The organism is Levilactobacillus tangyuanensis (genome assembly GCF_003946545.1).
Classification (GTDB): Bacteria; Bacillota; Bacilli; order Lactobacillales; family Lactobacillaceae; genus Levilactobacillus; species Levilactobacillus tangyuanensis.
Genome location: NZ_RHOA01000004.1, coordinates 12012 through 28760, shown reverse-complemented (window position 1 = coordinate 28760; position 16749 = coordinate 12012). Strand labels below are relative to the sequence as shown.

Genomic DNA, 16749 nt, shown 5'->3' with positions numbered 1-16749 from the left:
AAATGGGAAACGAGCTGTTTCCCATCACGCTCAAATATTTTACCACACCGAACATACTTTCGCCAATTTGCCGTTTCAAGCGGTGAACTTGTCCTGATAGATGGTCACATTGGCCGTTCTGGCACCGCGAACGATGCTAGTCGTCTTGATTGGCGTTAGCCCACAATCCTGCCAGAATTGCGTCATCTCACGGTCGCCCATGAACACATTCACCTGTAGCTGAACTGCCTCGACCTGCTGCAACGTCTTCGTCAATGATCGATACAGGGCCTGCTGATCCGTACTGCTAAGACCTTTATCAGGCATCCAGAGCCCAAGCCAAACTAAACTGGGAAGTGGGTAATCAATAATGAGGTCAACAATTAAAACCAATTGCTTTTGCCGAAAGACACCCAGGTAGGCCTTCTGTTCTGGCAATGCCTTGAACGGTAGGTCAGTGACATCCTGAATCGCCTCTTGTCGGGTCACAGGATGATCCTGGAAGTGGTTGAAGTAGCTGGGGTGAGCCGCCTGAAATTGATAGATTAGGTCATCATCCGCATGTGTCAGCTCGCGAACCGTCTCATTGGGCAAGGACTGTTGCCATAATTCTGCTAATTTCATGCCCGCTTCTCCTTTAATAAATCGTTGGTCAATTGGGCCAGTTTTTGCCGGTCACTGAAGTCGGCCGCCAGCATTTCTGGTAAGACCGATGACAGGAAGTATTGCACGCAGGCCATCTGTTTGAATTTCAAAATGGTTGCCAGACTTTCTCGGTAGATGGACATGTACACCGGTTCCGGATTGCCTTTTTGGATCTCACCAAAGGATTCATACAGGAGGTCCACCTTATCGGCTACCGATAGGATTTGCCCCTCCAGGCTGTCGTCTTTGCCCTCACCCAACCGACGAGCGTACGCCGTTTGGAATTGTGTGGGAATTTCGTTTTTTATAAAGTTAGCCGTCAATGATTTTTCAACGTCCGCCAGCATGGACCGCAGTTGTGGTGTCGCATACTTTACTGGCGTCTTAATATCACCGATAAATCGTTCCGTATAATCATGATTTAATGATTTTTCATAGAGTAGTCGCCAATTAATCTCATGCCCGGCCTGCTCTTCGACATCGCCCAGGAATTGGGCAACTTCAGCCACCTTAAAGGAATGGGCCGCCACCGAGTGTTGTTCAAACTTGAAATACCCAGGTGCCCGATTGATCGTTTCTAAGTCGCTCAAACTTTGTAAAAACTGATTCATCCCCATACAAGATTCACTCCTTCTGATGTCATAAAAAAACGGAAACTCCCCACATCGGGGTCGTCTCCGTTAAGTTTAACATTTATTTAGCTGCAGCTGCAGACTTTAAGGATTCGATGTAACCGAAGGCCTCTTGGCCAGCAATTCCACCGTCACCAACCGCCGTCGTGATTTGCCGCAACGTCTTTTGCCGCACGTCACCAATGGCGAAGATGCCAGGTACAGCCGTCTTCATGTCGATGTCAGTCTTAATCCAACCAGCATCGTCAGTGATACCCATACCGGTGAAGGCTTCAGTCATTGGCAAAGTCCCCACGTAAATGAAGACCCCATTGGCCGCAATTTCGCCTTTTTCACCAGTCTTGTTGTTCAGGGTTGCCACTCCCGTAACCTTCATCTCGTCACCCAAGATTTCCGTCACGTTGGTATCCCAAACAAATTCAATCTTTTCGTTAGCAAAGGCCCGATCTTGTAAGATCTTTTGTGCCCGTAATTGGTCCCGACGGACAACGATCGTGACTTTAGAAGCCAATCCAGCCAGGTAGATACCTTCTTCGATCGCTGAGTCACCACCACCGACAACGACAACGTCGCGATTCTTAAAGAATGCCCCATCGCAGACCGCGCAGTAGGAAACCCCTCGGCCACCGAATTCATTTTCGCCAGGCACGCCCAGCTTCTTGTATTCGGATCCGGTTGCCACAATAACGGCCTTGGCAGTGTAATCACCATCGTCGGTCTTAACAACCTTGTGGTCGCCATGATCTTCGATCGCTTCAACACTACCGTATGCGAATTCGGCCCCAAATTGGGTCGAGCCATCGTACATATCCTTAGCCAGGTCAGGTCCTAAGACCGACTTGAATCCAGGATAGTTTTCGACTGCTGCTGTGTTATTCATCTGACCGCCATAGATACCGCGGTCCAACATTAATACTGATAAATTGGCCCGTGAAGCGTACAGAGCTCCTGTCATACCGCCAGGACCCGCACCAATCACAATGACATCATAATTCTTCAACGTTAGCGCTCCCTTCTGCTGTTTACCATGAGGACACTTTACTATTAAAAAGTAAGCTTGTCACCTATTTCGACTTGGACTCTGATTGGCCGCTTAACTTAGCGCCCATTTCCTTGATGTAGGCTGTCAGTTGGTCCTTCGTTTCGGGGTGTTGCAGACCATATTCGATGTTGGTCTTAATCCAGCCAAACTTGTTACCCACATCATACCGCTTTCCGGTATATTCATGGGCAAATACGCGCTGCGTCTTGTTCAGGTTATCAATGGCATCGGTTAATTGAAGTTCGTTACCCAGGCCAACTGGCGTCGTTTCCAGGGCTTCAAAAATTTCTGGCGTAAACAAGTAACGACCGATAATGGCCAAGTCACTTGGCGCCTCGTCTGGTTGGGGCTTTTCAACAAAGCTCGTCACATTGTACAGGCCCGGTGCCGTTTCCTCGGAAGGATTGATCACCCCATACTTAGCGGTGTCCTTGTGTGGAACCCGCATAACAGCCAGCGTCGACGCACCGGTTTCATCGTAGCGGTCAATCAGTTGCTTAGTCAATGGCACCTTGCTATCCGTCATGTCGTCCCCTAACAGGACAACAAAGGGTTCGTCACCGATGAAGGCCTTAGCGGTCAACACGGCATCCCCCAAACCTCGTGGATATGGCTGACGAATAAAGTACAGGTTCAGCCCGGTCGTTTCTTGGACCTGGCGTAACATTTCATCCTTGTGCTTAGCAGCCAAGTTGGCTTCCAGTTCAGGGTTGGAGTCAAAATGGTCTTCAATCGACCGCTTGGACTTCCCATCAACGATCACAATGTCTTCGATCCCAGACTTCCGGGCCTCTTCAACAATGAATTGAATCGTTGGCTTATCAACGATGGGTAACATTTCCTTGGCTAAAGCCTTAGTTGCGGGCAAGAACCGGGTACCCAAACCTGCTGCTGGAATGACTGCTTTTCTAACTTTTCTCATATCTAATACCTTCCTCGTATCCCCTATTTTAAAACTCCGAACGGCCTTCGCGTTGCATCAAGTCAGAAATGGCTTGACGAATGTCTTTGCCTTCGTAAATTACCTGGTAAATGGCCTTCGTGATTGGCATAGAAACTCCCCGCTCCTGTGACAATTCATAGGCCGCCTTAGTTGTTGCTAATCCTTCAATGACCATCCCCATGTGGTCAATGACGTCGTCTAGCTTCTCGCCACGACCTAACTCGTCACCGGCTCGCCAGTTCCGAGAATTAGAACTCGTCCCGGTAACAATAATGTCGCCGACACCAGACAAACCGATGAAGGTCATTGGGTCGGCCCCAAAAGACGTTCCTAATCGAGAAATTTCGGCCAAGCCCCGAGTCATCAGAGCCGCCTTAGCGTTATCGCCGTAACCCAGACCATTTAAGGCCCCAGTGCCCAGCGCAATGATATTCTTCAAAGCGGCACCGATCTCAACCCCAATCACATCAGAGTTGGTGTAAACCCGGAAGTAAGGTGTCATAAAGAGTTTTTGAACATACTTCGCTGCATCTGGACTTTCACTAGCAGCCGTGACCAATGTGATATCCTTGCGGGCAACATCTTCGGCATGACTAGGACCAGAAATCACACTGACTGCCTTACGATTGGCAACCGGAATTTCTTCAGCCAACACTTGGGAGAGCCGCTTGTAGGTCTTTTGTTCAATCCCTTTGCTAGCATGAATGATTTGTGGTTGTAAATGCTTTGCAGCTAAGATAGTCGCCACTTTGCCGGCGACCGACCGAATAGCCTTGGTTGGCACAACGAACAGGATAGCATCGACATCTGCCAACGCCTGTTCAAGATCTGAATAAGCCACTAACGATGGAGAATAAGTAAAGTCCTTGATGTAACGCGAATTCGTATGTTTCGTGTTCAGCTCTTCAACTTGGTCCGGGTTATACGACCAGAGACGGACATCATGCCCGTTTTCGTCTAAGACGCTCGCTAGGATTGACCCCCAAGAACCGGCACCGAGGACTGCAATTTTCTCTGACATAATAATGGATTCTCCTTATTTAGAAAGATTAGTTTGTTTTTGAAATGGATTACCGTCAAGATACGCTGGTAACGACGCCTGTTTACGCCGTCGATAAATCATAATCGCTAGTGCCCCGATAAACAGCACAACCGAAAGGGCCTGAGAAATCCGTAGTAAATGGAACAACCACAGACTATCCGTCCGCATCCCTTCAATAAAGAATCGGCCGAGTGAATACCACAGGACATAGCTTAGGAAGACCTCACCCTGTTTAAACAGGCCAGGATAATGCCGTAGACTCATCAGCACCACAAAGCCCAACAAATCCCACATTGATTCATATAGGAAGGTTGGCTGGCGATAGGCACCATTAATCAACATTTGTTGAATCACCCAGTCGGGCAGGTGCAACCCCTGAAGAAAGCTGAGGCTAGTCAGTTGCCCATAGGCTTCCTGATTCATGAAGTTCCCCCAGCGACCAATCGCCTGACCCAAAATCACCGTTGGCGCTGCCACATCGAGCATCAACCAGACGGGAATGAACCGTGACCGACAGAAGAAATACACCACGATTCCGGCACCGATCAGCGACCCATAGATGGCAATCCCACCATCCCAGATGGCAATAATCTCTCCGGGATTCTTCGCATAATATTTCCATTCAAAGACCACATAGTAGAGTCGAGCAGCAATCAGAGCCGCCGGTAATGCCCACAGAATCATGTCATAGATATCGTCGGCCTTAATTCCCCGACGATTTCCCTCGCGAACGGCAAGGAGAACGGCAATGATGACGCCGGTTGCAATAATGACCCCGTACCAATGAACCTGAATCGGTCCTAAATGAACGGCAATGGGGTTAAGCGCCGCAATTATTGGTGAAAAGATAACGCCCATCCCCCTTACGATTTATTCGCATTTTGTTTAATTAAACGTTTCAAATTATCATCGAAGACCTGCGTGGCATCGTAGCCCATGGAGCGCGCCCGGAAGTTCATGGCCGCCGCTTCAATAATGATGGCTAGGTTCCGCCCGGTCTTAACGGGAATGTTAATCTTTGGAACCACCACGTCGAAGAACCGTTGACTCTCATTATTGTTGCCCAACCGGTCGAAATGACTGTCGTCGTGCCATAATTCAAGGTGCACGATCAGGTCAATGTCCACTTCGCTCCGAACAGCGCCGGCACCAAAGAGGTTCATGACATCAATGATACCGATCCCACGGATTTCCAACAGGTGGCTTAGAATGGCCGGTGCGGCACCAACTAGGGTTTGTTCATCCTGTTGATAAACTTCAACTCGGTCATCGGCTATCAGTCGGTGACCCCGTTTAACCAGTTCCAGAGCGGTTTCACTCTTACCAACACCAGAATCACCGGTAATCATGACCCCAACCCCGTAGATATCGACAAGGACCCCGTGAACTGATTGACGTTCGGCTAGTTTGCCTTCCAAAAAGTTGGTCATGTTACTCAAGACCCGGGAGGTTGTCAGCTTGGTTCTCAAGATTGGAATATGGGCCGCTTTAGCCGAAGCCGTGAGTTCTTCGGGAGGATCGAGTTGCGTCGAGATCACGAAGGCCGGCGTTTCTGGTTGGCACATCTTGGTCATCACATCAACCAACTTATCATGACCCATCCCTTTAGCAAAGGACGTTTCCGTAATTCCCAACAGTTGAATTCGCTTCGCTGGGTAGTAGTTAAAGTAACCGGTCAGTTCCAACCCCGGCCGCGAAATATCACTCGTCGTAATCTGCCGATCAAGGTCATCTTCACCAGCATAAATTTCTAAGCGGTTAGCCTTGACCAGATCGGCCACCGTGACACTCTCTGTCATGGACGTTCCTCCTTACTGCATAGCAAACTAACTTAATTTTAGCACTTTACCCAGACGACTCCTACCAAATTAACGCTAGTTACACAGTTAATTTCGAGCGAAGTGATCACTAATGATGGCGTTAACAATTGCCATCACAACAGTAATTAGCAACGTGACGCCAAATGAGGAAAAGGTAAAGTTACTCCCCACGACCACCGAGGTTAATTCAAGCATGGCCGCATTCACAACCACACTAAATAATCCCAGCGTTAGAATCGTAATGGGTAGCGATAACAGAAATAAAATGGGTCGAACAATCGCGTTCAGAATTGCCAAGACAAAGCTGGCAACCAAGGCGATGCCCACCCCAGAAACATAAAAGGCATGTTGGTACGACCCTGCTAGCGAGCTTTGGAAGAAACCCGCCAAGGCGAGAAAGATGGCCGCATTGATAAAGATTCGAGGCCAAAAACGCATGATTAGTCACCATCCTTGTGGTGGTCGTTAACATCATGCTCCGTAACATCATGAATCACTTTACGGTCAGGCGTCTCGGGTTGTTTCCGACCACCGGTAAATAGATCGCGAAAGTTAACACCGGTTGGGCGAGAATCGTCCAACAGCATAAAGGTCATAAAGGCCGCGTAGATTAGCAGGCCTAGTGGCCCATGGGTTGGCAATGCCAATGAGATCAGAACGTAAATAACCCGTAAGAGGTTCGCATTCCAACCAAAGTATCCTGCGATGCCGCCGAGTACCCCTCCGATTAGTCGGTTAGTCCGTGAGCGCGCAAATTTTTTCTTTTCAGCCATCGACGGTTCCTCCTTTTTAAAAAAACTTCACCTAATAACGCAAGAATAACGAAAGCGACCCCTGAAAGCAAGTTTCCAGGGGTCGCTGAGTGAAATCTTCAACTTTGGTTAAGCTTTAATCGTCATCATCGTTATTGGCCGAATTCAATTCGATAATCTGACCTGACTTGAGGTAAATAATCCATTCACAAACGTTGGTAACGTAATCGCCAATCCGACTGAGATCCTGCGCAACGTTTAGGTAGATTGATGCCCCAGTCTCAAAGGCCGGATCCAGCCGCATCTGTTGATAGCTGTCTGCTCGGACTTGATGATTCAGTTGGTCCAGCTGATGGTCAACCGCTGCCAATTGGCGGGCAACGTGTTCATCCTTGTTAACATAAGCCGTCAGGACGTCTCGAACCATCTGGGTGGTGAGTTGCCCCATCTTATCGATGAGTTGTTCCAACACCGGAATCTTTTGCTTCGTCCCGAACTTAATGGTTGCGTGAGCAATGTTGCGAGCATGGTCGCCTGCCCGTTCGAGCTCTGAAACGGCCTTCAGGATCGTGACAATCTCCCGTAGATCAGTGGTCACGGGTTGATACAAGGCGATCATTTCAAATGTTTTCTTTTCAAGGGCGATCTCACGCTCATTGATTTCGTGGTCATGGTCAATGATCTGCTGTGCGGCCATAGCATCCCGATTCTTAAATGAATCAACGGCTTGCTGGATAACCTCACTGACGAGCATCCCCATTTCAGTAAAGTCCGCGTCTAACTCTGCCAACTCATCATCAAATAGTCTCCGCATGATTTAGTCTCCTTACCCGAATCGACCGCTAATATAGTCTTCCGTCTGTTTCTTAGCGGGATTCATAAAAATATTCTTGGTCTGGTCAACTTCAACAAGCTCACCATTCATAAAGAATGCCGTTCGATCGGCAATTCGTGAGGCTTGCTGTAAGTTATGGGTCACAATAATAATCGTATAATCATGCCGTAAATTCAAGAGAGTCGCCTCAATTTGGCTACTGGACACTGGATCTAAGGCACTCGTGGGTTCATCAAGTAGAATGATCTCGGGAGAAACCGCGAGAACCCGAGCAATGCAGACCCGCTGCTGTTGGCCACCGGATAAGGCTAGGGCGCTCTCGTGAAGGTGGTCCTTGACCTCATCCCAGACGGCTGCCTGCCGCAGGGACTTCTCAACCACTGCATCCAGCTTCTCCTTATCCTTCTCACCGGCAATCCGCAGGCCATAGATCACATTATCATAAATTGAAAATGGAAAGGGATTGGGTTGTTGGAACACCATGCCGATTTCCTTACGGATTTGCACGGTATCGGCATTTGGTGAATAGAGATCCTGATCCTTGAATTTAATGGTTCCCGTGATGGTTACATTAGGAATCAAGTCGTTCATTCGGTTGAGGGTCCGCAGGTACGTGGACTTCCCACAGCCCGAGGGCCCGATTAAGGCCGTGATCCCCTTCTCCGTAAAGTCTAAGTTAATGCCCTTCAATGCTTCTTTATCCCCATAATACAGATGTAAATCTTGTGTCGTCAAGATTTCCTCACTCATTGTTTTTCCTCCTCTTAGCCGAAGTTCCCCGAAACATAATCACTCGTTATTTTCACCTGTGGATTGGTAAAAATTTGTGACGTGGTGTCGTACTCCAAGACACGTCCAGCGTTAAAGAACGCCGTATAATCACTAATTCGTGCAGCCTGTTGCATATTATGCGTCACAATAATAATCGTGTATTTTTGTTTAAGGTCTAATAGCGTGTCCTCCAACTGACTGGTTGAAACCGGATCTAAGGCGCTCGCAGGTTCGTCCAACAACAAAATATCTGGCTTAACAGCAATGGCGCGCGCAATACATAACCGCTGAGCCTGTCCCCCAGAAAGGGCTAAAGCACTTTTATTAAGGTCATCCTTGACCTGTTCCCACAGAGCCGCCTGCTTCAATGATGTCTCGACAATCTCGTCGAGTTGATGGCGGTCCGTCACTCCCCGCAGCTGCAAGGCAAAGGCAATATTGTCGTAGATGGATTTAGCAAAGGGGTTTGGGCGTTGAAACACCATGCCCACCCGCCGGCGCATCTCATAGACATCGATTGCCGGCTGATTAACATCGACCCCCCGATACATAATCTCCCCGGTCACCGTTGCAATCCGGTCATTCATCCGGTTCAACGACCGCAGGAAGGTTGACTTGCCGGAGCCCGATGGCCCGATGAGTGCCGTGATCTTGTGATTAGCAAACTCTAAATCACCTTCGAACAATGCCTCATGCTGGCCATAAAAAACATGTAAATTCCGCGTTGATAAAATAATTTCCTCACCAACGGCGGACAGTTGCGTCACATGACGTTCCTGCATCGCTGATTCGTTGCGAACATCGTTACTGGTTAACATGGCAACCTCCCTACGCTGACGTCAGACGCTTGTACAGGCGCTTACCCAAATACCGGGCAGCGAAGTTAAATATCAAGATGGCTAAGACCAAGACGGCTGAAGATCCGGATGAAATTGCCTTGGCGTCGGGCATAATCCCCTCGGAGTTGATCTTCCAAATATGCACGGCTAGCGTTTCCGCGGGCCGCATCGGATTCAGCGGGCTTGAAATGTTAAACGGATTCCAATCCATGAAGTTTAAGGCTGGGGCACTTTGGCCAGCCGTATAAATCAGCGCGGCCGCTTCCCCAAACACCCGTCCGGCACTCAAGATGACCCCGGTTAAAATACTGGGCACGGCCGCCGGTAGGATAACCTTAGTCACCGTTTCCCACCGAGATAACCCTAGAGCCAGGCCTCCCTCTCGTTGTGTTTCACTAATCGTCCGCAACGAATCCTCGATGCTTCGCGTCAGCAGTGGCAGGTTAAAGAAGGTCAATGCAAAGGCCCCTGACAGGATGGAAAAACCTAGTCGCAGCTTGACCACGAAGAATAAAAAACCGAACAGGCCCACCACAACGGACGGTAGCGAACTTAGAATCTCAATCGCCGTCCGGATGGTCGTGGTTAACCAATTGTCCTTGGCATACTCATAAAGATAAATGGCCGCCCCTAACGCGATTGGAAAGGAAATCAGCATGGCCAAGAAGAGCAAGTAAAACGAATTGAAGAGTTGGACGCCCACCCCGCCCCCTTTAAGAAAGGCTTTGGCGGGGGCCGTCAGGAAATGCCAGCTTAATTGCGGCATCCCACTCACCAGGATGTAGCCGAGCAGGGCCAACAGGATCAGCACGACGAAGCCGGCAATCCCATACAAGGCACCAATGGCAATTTTATTTTGCGTTTTCGAATTCATGCCTACATCCGCCCCTTTCGACCGATTAACCGAATAATTAAGTTAAAGACTAGGGACATCAACAGTAATACCAGCGCCAAGGACCACAGCGCATTGTTTTGAAGTGATCCCATCACCGTATTCCCAATTCCCGTCGTCAGAACCGACGTCAATGTTGAGGACGGTGCCACCAGGCTACTTGGCATCAAGGCCGCGTTCCCGATGACCATTTGAACGGCCAGGGCTTCACCGAAGGCCCGGGCCATACCGAAGACCACCGCGGTCATTAGGCCCGGCGTCGCTGCCCGCAGAACCACCTTATAGATGGTCTGCCATTGCGTGGCCCCCAAGGCAAGCGATGCCTCCCGATAGTAACGAGGAACGGACTTCAAGGCATCGGCACTCATGGAGGTCACCGTTGGCAGGATCATGACAAACAACACACAGGTCCCCGAGAGGATCCCAAACCCACTCCCACCAAAGATGGCCCGGGTGGCTGGAACCACCACGGAGAGCCCGATAAACCCATATACAACCGACGGAATTCCCACCAACAATTCGGTCACGGGTTGCAGAATTTTGGCTCCCCGATTAGGTGAAATTTCATTCATAAAGACGGCCGTGCCAATCGCAAAGGGTGTCGCCACGATGGCCGACAGAATCGTAATCAGGAAGGACCCCACAATCATGGGTAAGGCCCCAACCTCTGGATTACCGTGGGCATCCTTGATGTTGGGATTCCAGGTTTTCTCGGTCAGAAAGTCCCATAGGCTGACGTGATTCGTGGTAAAGGTCGCAATCCCCTTGGAGGCCACAAACCCGATGATCCCCACCACGACCGCTACAATCAGGAGTAGGGCAGAAAAGCTAATGAAGCGACCCCAATTTTCGAGGCGAGCGGCTTTGGAATGGCGTTTCAGTTGGCGTTCCAGTTGTTGCGTCGATTTCATGCCTACTCACCTCCAATTTTAGTGACCTGACCATGAACATCGCGGTCGACGGTCATCTGGTCCGGAGAAAGATAACCTAGCTGTCGAACCAGCGTTCGTTGCACGGCAGCCGACTGAACGTAGTGAATGAATTTTGCCGTCAGCCCCTTCGGCTGGCCCTTGGTATAGAGATGTTCATACGACCAAATCTTCCAATCATTCGTGGTCACATTATCTTCCGTTGGTTCGACATGATTTATCGCCAGGTCCTGAACCGTCTTATCAACATATGAGAAGGCCACGTAACTGATGGCCCCAGGCGTCGTCGCAACAATCGACCGCACCATTCCGGATGAATCTTGTTCTTGAGCCGTCTTAGAGCGACGACCCTGCAGGCCAAATTGTTCGAAGGTTGCCCGTGTCCCTGACCCTTGAGCCCGGTTAATCAAAACAATCGGCAGGTTGGCCCCACCAACCTCTCGCCAATTCTTAACCTCACCCGTGAAGACCTTGATTAGCTGAGCGGTTGAAAGATTCGTGACGCCCACCTTCTTATTCACAATCGGCGTAATCCCCACCACGGCCACGCGGTGGTCAACCAATTGGTTCGCTTTAATTCCCTTTTGTTCGCCGGCAAATAGATCGGAGTTTCCGATCTGGACGGCCCCTTCTTGAATCTGACTGAGGCCAGTCCCAGTTCCACCACCCTGCACGTTGACAAAGGTACCGAGATGTTCACCGGTATACTGTTCACCCGCTGCTTCCACCAGCGGTTGCAGGGCCGTTGAGCCCACGGCGGTAATCGATTCGCGAGCATGGCTGACTTGACGCGTCTGGTAAGCATATCCTCCCAGGGCAACGAGAGCGATCACAATAAATCCTTGCACCCAGCGTTTCCTTGACATACCAAAACCTCCTATCGGCCGGGCCATTGGCTCAACCATTTCACTTGTCAGTATAGCGAACAAATGTAAATGTCCCGTAGACGTATTGTAAAGGTTATGTAAATGCACCCCAATTCGGACTATTTTGAAGCCAATTAACTAACAAACTCACCCAGCTAGGTCCCTCATAAATCCGGTCCAGGACCATCAACACCAACAACAGTGACTAAAAAAGGCTCGGACTAAGGCCCGAGCCTTTAAATATTGTTTTGTAAAGAAAGCATTACGACATGGGGACAATCGGAAATGTCAGCGTCACGGTAGTCCCAACGTCCAGGGTACTCTCGAGATTAATCTTCCCGTTCAACGACTCCACTAATTCTCGCACGATGGCCAGCCCTAACCCACTCCCACTGATCAGTTGATTGGAATGGGACAATTCAGCCCGGTAGAATCGCTCAAAGACCCGTAGTTGGTCTTGTGGGGCAATGCCGACTCCCGTGTCGGCAATCGTCAGGGACCAGTCACCCGCTGTCACCTTGGATGATAACGTGACCGTTCCTTGCGGTCGATTGTACTTGATGGCATTTCCCAACACGTTCTTCAGAATTTGGTCAAACTTATGGGGATCGGTAACCTCCACAATGTCGGGATCAACTTGATTAATGAGGGTGACCTGATTAACATCCGCCAAGGGCGACAACAGTGTCACCTGGCTGACCACCTGTTGCCCAATGGGCGTCGAGGCGGCCTCGACCTGATTCCCAGATTCGATATGTGAAATGGTCAACACATCATTAATGAGCTCAACTAATCGTTCAGACTGCTGGTCAATAATCTTGAGGAATTCTACCGACTTCTCCGGATCGTCCTTAGCCCCAGCGAGTAGGGTCTTAGCGAAGCCAGATATGGCCGTCACCGGTGTCTTCAGCTCGTGAGAGGCATTCGAGACAAAGTCCATCTGCATCTGTTCCACCGCGTAGACTTCCGTCACATCATACAACAACACCAGGACTTGAAAATAATCCTGAGAAGTTGCCGTATAAATGGCCCGGGCATCGACGGTTCGATCCCTGGTCACGCCGGCTAACTTCAACGTGCGTTGCTGTGTCTTCCCCTCCGATAAGGCGGAGTTGATCAGGCTAGCCAATTCAAATTGACTGATGTCCTGGGTGAAAGGATGACGTCGGGGTGATATTTGATGCTGTAAAAACTGCTCCATCGCTGGGTTAGCCAGTTCCACCTTCCGATAGCGGTCAATCACCATGACCCCAATTGGTAGGTAATCGAGAAGTGTGGCAAACTCTTGGTTCTGTCCCGCCATCTGTCGTTGAACCTTCCGCTGATGGGTTTGCAGGTAATTAATTTGCAATGCTAGCTCTTGAAACGGGTCATGTGGCGAGAGTAAGACATGGGCCGGCGTTTCTTCATGGCGAATGCCTTCAACCTTCTTGGTCAGAATATGGATTCGAAGGGCCGCCCAGTGCCAGACCACCCCTAGGCCAACCGTTTCTAATAGGGCCAAGGACCAGGCCACAATCAGGGCCCAGGGCCGCTGTGGCGCTTGAACCAACCAGACGAGTAGCGAGTTTACCAGCCCGACAATGACCCAAGCCCCCGCCAATCGTTTCATCATGACGGCACCTCAAAGGTATAGCCGAAGCCCCGAACCGTTTTTAATAAGACGGGATGTTTTGGATCCAATTCAATTTTTTCTCGTAAATGTGACACGTGGATATCAACCATGCGGGTCTGACCACTGTAATCAAAGCCCCAAACGCCTTCGAGCAACTGTTCACGACTCCATACTTTACCGGGACGCTTGGCAAAAAACAGCAGCAATTCAAACTCCTTCGGCGTCAGGTCAATCTGTTGCTGGCCCCGCATCACCCGGAACTTATCTTGGTCAATCGTCAGGTCCCCAACCCTTAGACGATGATCGTTGTGCCGTGTCACACTTTCCTGCGGTTGATCGTCACGATACCGCCGCATGACCGCCTTCATTCTGGCAATCACTTCCCGCGGACTAAAGGGCTTGGTGATATAGTCATCAGCCCCCAACTCAAGACCGAAAACCGTGTCAAACTCACTGGTCTTAGCGGTAATCATAATAATCGGGGTACTAATCTTTTCTTGTCGTAAACGCTTGGTCACTTCGACACCGTCCATTTTGGGCAGCATTAAATCCAACAGAATCACATCAAATTTTTCATGCAAAGCTAAATTCAAAGCCTGTTCACCATCAATGGCGGTGACGACTTGGTAATCCGCTTGTTCCAAGTTATATTGCAGCAAGGTCACGATCGCTGGTTCATCGTCGACGACTAGCACTCTACTCATTGATTACCCCTCCTGATCTCTGAATAACACGATCCCAATTTCGTGTGGTGCACCCGAGTATATGGCGGTCTCAGTCACTTTGAGCTCCCCAGCCACGTCTCGTACCCGTAAATGACAATACGTTGGGTTGAGCAGTAAGGCTTCATAGAAACTGGTCTCGCTAGTCACGGGTTGTTGATTACATTCTAGAATAATATCACCTGGCGCCAAGTCCAACTTGACGGCCGGTGTCCGTGGTCGAATCGCCAAGACGCGAACCCCGTTGTCCACCTGAGAATACCAGAATGGCTGACGGGCATCATAACGTTTTGCTCGCCATAGGATCAGTCCGTAACCAACTAACAGGACGATTAAGCCAATCAACAAATCTTGTGGCCGGAAATACATCCAGGCCACCCCCACGATGGCCAGCCCGGCCAATGGCAACATTTGCTTGCCCAGCCGGTGATAGACCGCCTGCGGTACCTGACGAAAGACCGTAAACCGCAAGCCCAAGATTAGGGGAATAATTAAAACGGCGAATGAATGACCCTGAATGGTAAAGACTGGCCAGAAGGCCCAATGACTACTGAACCAGTCGCCTGGAACCAAAGTGGCCATGGGAATGACTAAGAATTCTCGCCATGGATAACCGGCAATCCGCTTCCCCCGTTGTTTGGCGTAGATCCGAGGACTATTAAACCGACCACCATAATTGGCCAGCCAATGTCCCAATAATAGAAAGACCATCAATGCCAGCCAGAAGAAATTCTGGTTCCCCACCAGATGCCAATTTAGGCCCGCTGGCGTTAGATCTGGCCACTGCGTGATGGTTGACTTAGCCACGAGTGTCAGCCCCGTGCTGACCACAATCAGAGTCAACGGCAACACCGTTGTCGGCAAAACAATCAGCGTGATTAAGGTTAATAGTTCGTAAATCACAATCCACACTAACGGCAGACTGAAACCCACTAACCCGTTCAGAATGGCCAGTCCGATCCCTAAGCCAATCCCCTGCGTCAATAAGTGACGCAGTTCATAATGATCACTATAAACGGCACTACCAAAGTCATGCCGTTCATGTTTAATTCGAGCCCGACTCGTTAACCATATCCGAAAAATCACCAACCAAACCACCGGCTGAAGGACAAAGCTTCCCACCGTTATAAATGTCCGCATCCAATCGACACCTTCCTTGAAAATACTGTTCCCAGTATATCATGAAACAAAAAAGGGTAACACGACATTCGTGTTACCCTCACAACCATTATTGTAATAGTCAACCGTATTCGGTCGTTAACCAAACAAACGGCCCATTAAAGACTAGTCGGGATTCTTCTGACTCAGTTGCCACTGAAGATAGGCATCGATGAAAGGATCCAGGTCACCGTCCATGACGGCCTGGCCGTTCCCCGTTTCATAGTTGGTTCGATGGTCCTTGACCATCGTATAGGGATGGAAGACGTAGGAGCGAATCTGTGAGCCCCACCCGATATCCATCTGGTCGCCTTCCAACTTGGCCTTTTCGGCCGCCTTCTTCTCTTCCTCGCGTTCATAAAGCTTAGCCCGCAGCATGGCCAACGCCGTCTGCCGGTTTTGCAATTGGGAACGTTGCGCCTGACTCTGCGTCACGATCCCAGTTGGCAGGTGGGTGATCCGCACGGCTGAAGAGGTCTTGTTAACGTGTTGTCCACCGGCACCGGAGGCTCGATAAACATCCACCTTCAGGTCGGCTGGATTGATGTCAACGTCCACCGTATCGTCCAATTCCGGCAAAACATCCACCGAAGCAAACGAGGTATGCCGCCGACCGGCCGAATCAAATGGTGAGATCCGGACTAACCGGTGAACCCCTTTCTCAGACCGCAGATAGCCATAAGCATTGTGACCAGCAATCAATAGGGTGGCACTGCTTAATCCGGCCACATCCCCAGGTTGATAGTCCAACACCGTCACCTTAAAGTCGTGTTGCTCTGCCCAGCGCGTATACATTCGCATGAGCATGTCGCCCCAGTCCTGAGATTCCGTTCCCCCAGCACCCGGATGGATTTCTAGGATGGCGTTATTCCGGTCATACCGCTGATTCAACAGTAAGTTCAGTCGGTACTGTCGCAGATTGGCCGTGGCCGCAGCAAAGTTTTCCTCAAATTCCGCCTGCATATCCGGATCGGCCTCTTCTTGAAGCAAAGAGACGGCGACCTCTAAGTCATCTACCTGGTCCGTCAGATGCTGGAATTCATCGACTTTTTTCTTCATTTCGTTGGTCTCATCAATGAGTCGCTGCGCTTTGACGGCATCATCCCAGAAACCGGGTTCGGCCATTTGTGCTTCATTGACACTGATGCTTTCGTTTAGGGCATCAAAGTCAAAGTGACCTCCTAAAGCCAGTCAGTTGATCACGCATGGTGGTAATCTCACGTTTAGCATCGCTTAATTCCATGATGTTGGCTCCTTTTTGTTTTTT

At 49.9% G+C, this 16749-nt stretch carries 19 protein-coding genes; all 19 read right to left on the bottom strand.

Features of this window, described 5'->3' with window-relative positions; all coding sequences use genetic code 11:
- Window positions 1-75: 75 nt before the first annotated feature.
- Window positions 76-603, bottom strand: coding sequence for an acetyltransferase (locus tag EKM96_RS04625; protein WP_125640439.1), 528 nt, complete (start codon window positions 601-603; stop codon window positions 76-78).
- Entirely contained in the window at window positions 600-1241 is a 642-nt protein-coding gene (locus tag EKM96_RS04620) for a YfbR-like 5'-deoxynucleotidase (protein WP_125640436.1), read from the bottom strand. Before EKM96_RS04620 ends, EKM96_RS04625 begins: the two co-directional genes overlap by 4 nt.
- A 76-nt stretch (window positions 1242-1317) precedes the next feature.
- Window positions 1318-2256, bottom strand: a complete 939-nt coding sequence (gene trxB / locus EKM96_RS04615; RefSeq protein WP_125640433.1) for a thioredoxin-disulfide reductase — start codon at window positions 2254-2256, stop codon at window positions 1318-1320.
- A gap of 64 nt (window positions 2257-2320) precedes the next feature.
- Window positions 2321-3220 carry a UTP--glucose-1-phosphate uridylyltransferase GalU gene (gene galU, locus EKM96_RS04610; protein ID WP_125640431.1) on the bottom strand — a complete coding sequence of 300 codons (900 nt, stop codon included), beginning with the start codon at window positions 3218-3220 and terminating at the stop codon, window positions 2321-2323.
- A gap of 28 nt (window positions 3221-3248) precedes the next feature.
- Window positions 3249-4262: an NAD(P)H-dependent glycerol-3-phosphate dehydrogenase gene (locus EKM96_RS04605; RefSeq protein ID WP_125640428.1), complete on the bottom strand. Its 1014-nt coding sequence runs from the start codon at window positions 4260-4262 to the stop codon at window positions 3249-3251.
- 15 nt (window positions 4263-4277) lie between these two features.
- Window positions 4278-5141 carry a prolipoprotein diacylglyceryl transferase gene (gene lgt / locus EKM96_RS04600; RefSeq protein ID WP_125640425.1) on the bottom strand — a complete coding sequence of 288 codons (864 nt, stop codon included), beginning with the start codon at window positions 5139-5141 and terminating at the stop codon, window positions 4278-4280.
- Window positions 5142-5146: 5 nt separating this feature from the next.
- Window positions 5147-6082, bottom strand: a complete 936-nt coding sequence (gene hprK / locus EKM96_RS04595; RefSeq protein ID WP_125640422.1) for an HPr(Ser) kinase/phosphatase — start codon at window positions 6080-6082, stop codon at window positions 5147-5149.
- A gap of 87 nt (window positions 6083-6169) precedes the next feature.
- Window positions 6170-6541, bottom strand: coding sequence for a phage holin family protein (locus EKM96_RS04590; protein ID WP_125640419.1), 372 nt, complete (start codon window positions 6539-6541; stop codon window positions 6170-6172).
- Between the two features lie 2 nt (window positions 6542-6543).
- The gene (locus EKM96_RS04585) at window positions 6544-6876 is read right to left on the bottom strand and encodes a PspC domain-containing protein (protein WP_125640416.1); all 333 of its coding nucleotides are present in this window, start codon (window positions 6874-6876) and stop codon (window positions 6544-6546) included.
- A 115-nt stretch (window positions 6877-6991) separates the two neighbouring features.
- The gene (phoU, locus tag EKM96_RS04580; RefSeq protein WP_125640414.1) at window positions 6992-7669 is read right to left on the bottom strand and encodes a phosphate signaling complex protein PhoU; all 678 of its coding nucleotides are present in this window, start codon (window positions 7667-7669) and stop codon (window positions 6992-6994) included.
- Window positions 7670-7681: 12 nt separating this feature from the next.
- Window positions 7682-8440, bottom strand: coding sequence for a phosphate ABC transporter ATP-binding protein PstB (gene pstB, locus EKM96_RS04575; RefSeq protein WP_125640411.1), 759 nt, complete (start codon window positions 8438-8440; stop codon window positions 7682-7684).
- A 14-nt stretch (window positions 8441-8454) separates the two neighbouring features.
- The gene (gene pstB / locus EKM96_RS04570) at window positions 8455-9243 is read right to left on the bottom strand and encodes a phosphate ABC transporter ATP-binding protein PstB (RefSeq protein ID WP_225417627.1); all 789 of its coding nucleotides are present in this window, start codon (window positions 9241-9243) and stop codon (window positions 8455-8457) included.
- A gap of 46 nt (window positions 9244-9289) precedes the next feature.
- Window positions 9290-10174 carry a phosphate ABC transporter permease PstA gene (pstA, locus tag EKM96_RS04565; RefSeq protein WP_125640405.1) on the bottom strand — a complete coding sequence of 295 codons (885 nt, stop codon included), beginning with the start codon at window positions 10172-10174 and terminating at the stop codon, window positions 9290-9292.
- Window positions 10175-10176: 2 nt separating this feature from the next.
- On the bottom strand, window positions 10177-11103 hold the full coding sequence (gene pstC / locus EKM96_RS04560; protein ID WP_125640402.1) for a phosphate ABC transporter permease subunit PstC: 927 nt from the start codon (window positions 11101-11103) through the stop codon (window positions 10177-10179).
- A 2-nt stretch (window positions 11104-11105) separates the two neighbouring features.
- Complete coding sequence (locus EKM96_RS04555) at window positions 11106-11987, bottom strand: phosphate ABC transporter substrate-binding protein PstS family protein (protein ID WP_125640398.1); 882 nt, start codon at window positions 11985-11987, stop codon at window positions 11106-11108.
- Between the two features lie 262 nt (window positions 11988-12249).
- Window positions 12250-13602: a sensor histidine kinase gene (locus tag EKM96_RS04550; protein ID WP_125640395.1), complete on the bottom strand. Its 1353-nt coding sequence runs from the start codon at window positions 13600-13602 to the stop codon at window positions 12250-12252.
- The gene (locus tag EKM96_RS04545) at window positions 13599-14306 is read right to left on the bottom strand and encodes a response regulator transcription factor (protein WP_125640392.1); all 708 of its coding nucleotides are present in this window, start codon (window positions 14304-14306) and stop codon (window positions 13599-13601) included. The genes EKM96_RS04550 and EKM96_RS04545 overlap by 4 nt, the downstream gene beginning before the upstream one ends.
- 3 nt (window positions 14307-14309) lie before the next feature.
- Entirely contained in the window at window positions 14310-15464 is a 1155-nt protein-coding gene (locus tag EKM96_RS04540) for a PDZ domain-containing protein (protein ID WP_125640389.1), read from the bottom strand.
- Window positions 15465-15608: 144 nt separating this feature from the next.
- A protein-coding gene (prfB, locus tag EKM96_RS04535) for a peptide chain release factor 2 (protein ID WP_191987341.1) occupies window positions 15609-16725 on the bottom strand; the annotation gives its coding sequence in 2 pieces (ribosomal slippage) (window positions 15609-16652 and window positions 16654-16725; 1116 coding nt in all).
- Window positions 16726-16749: the final 24 nt, after the last annotated feature.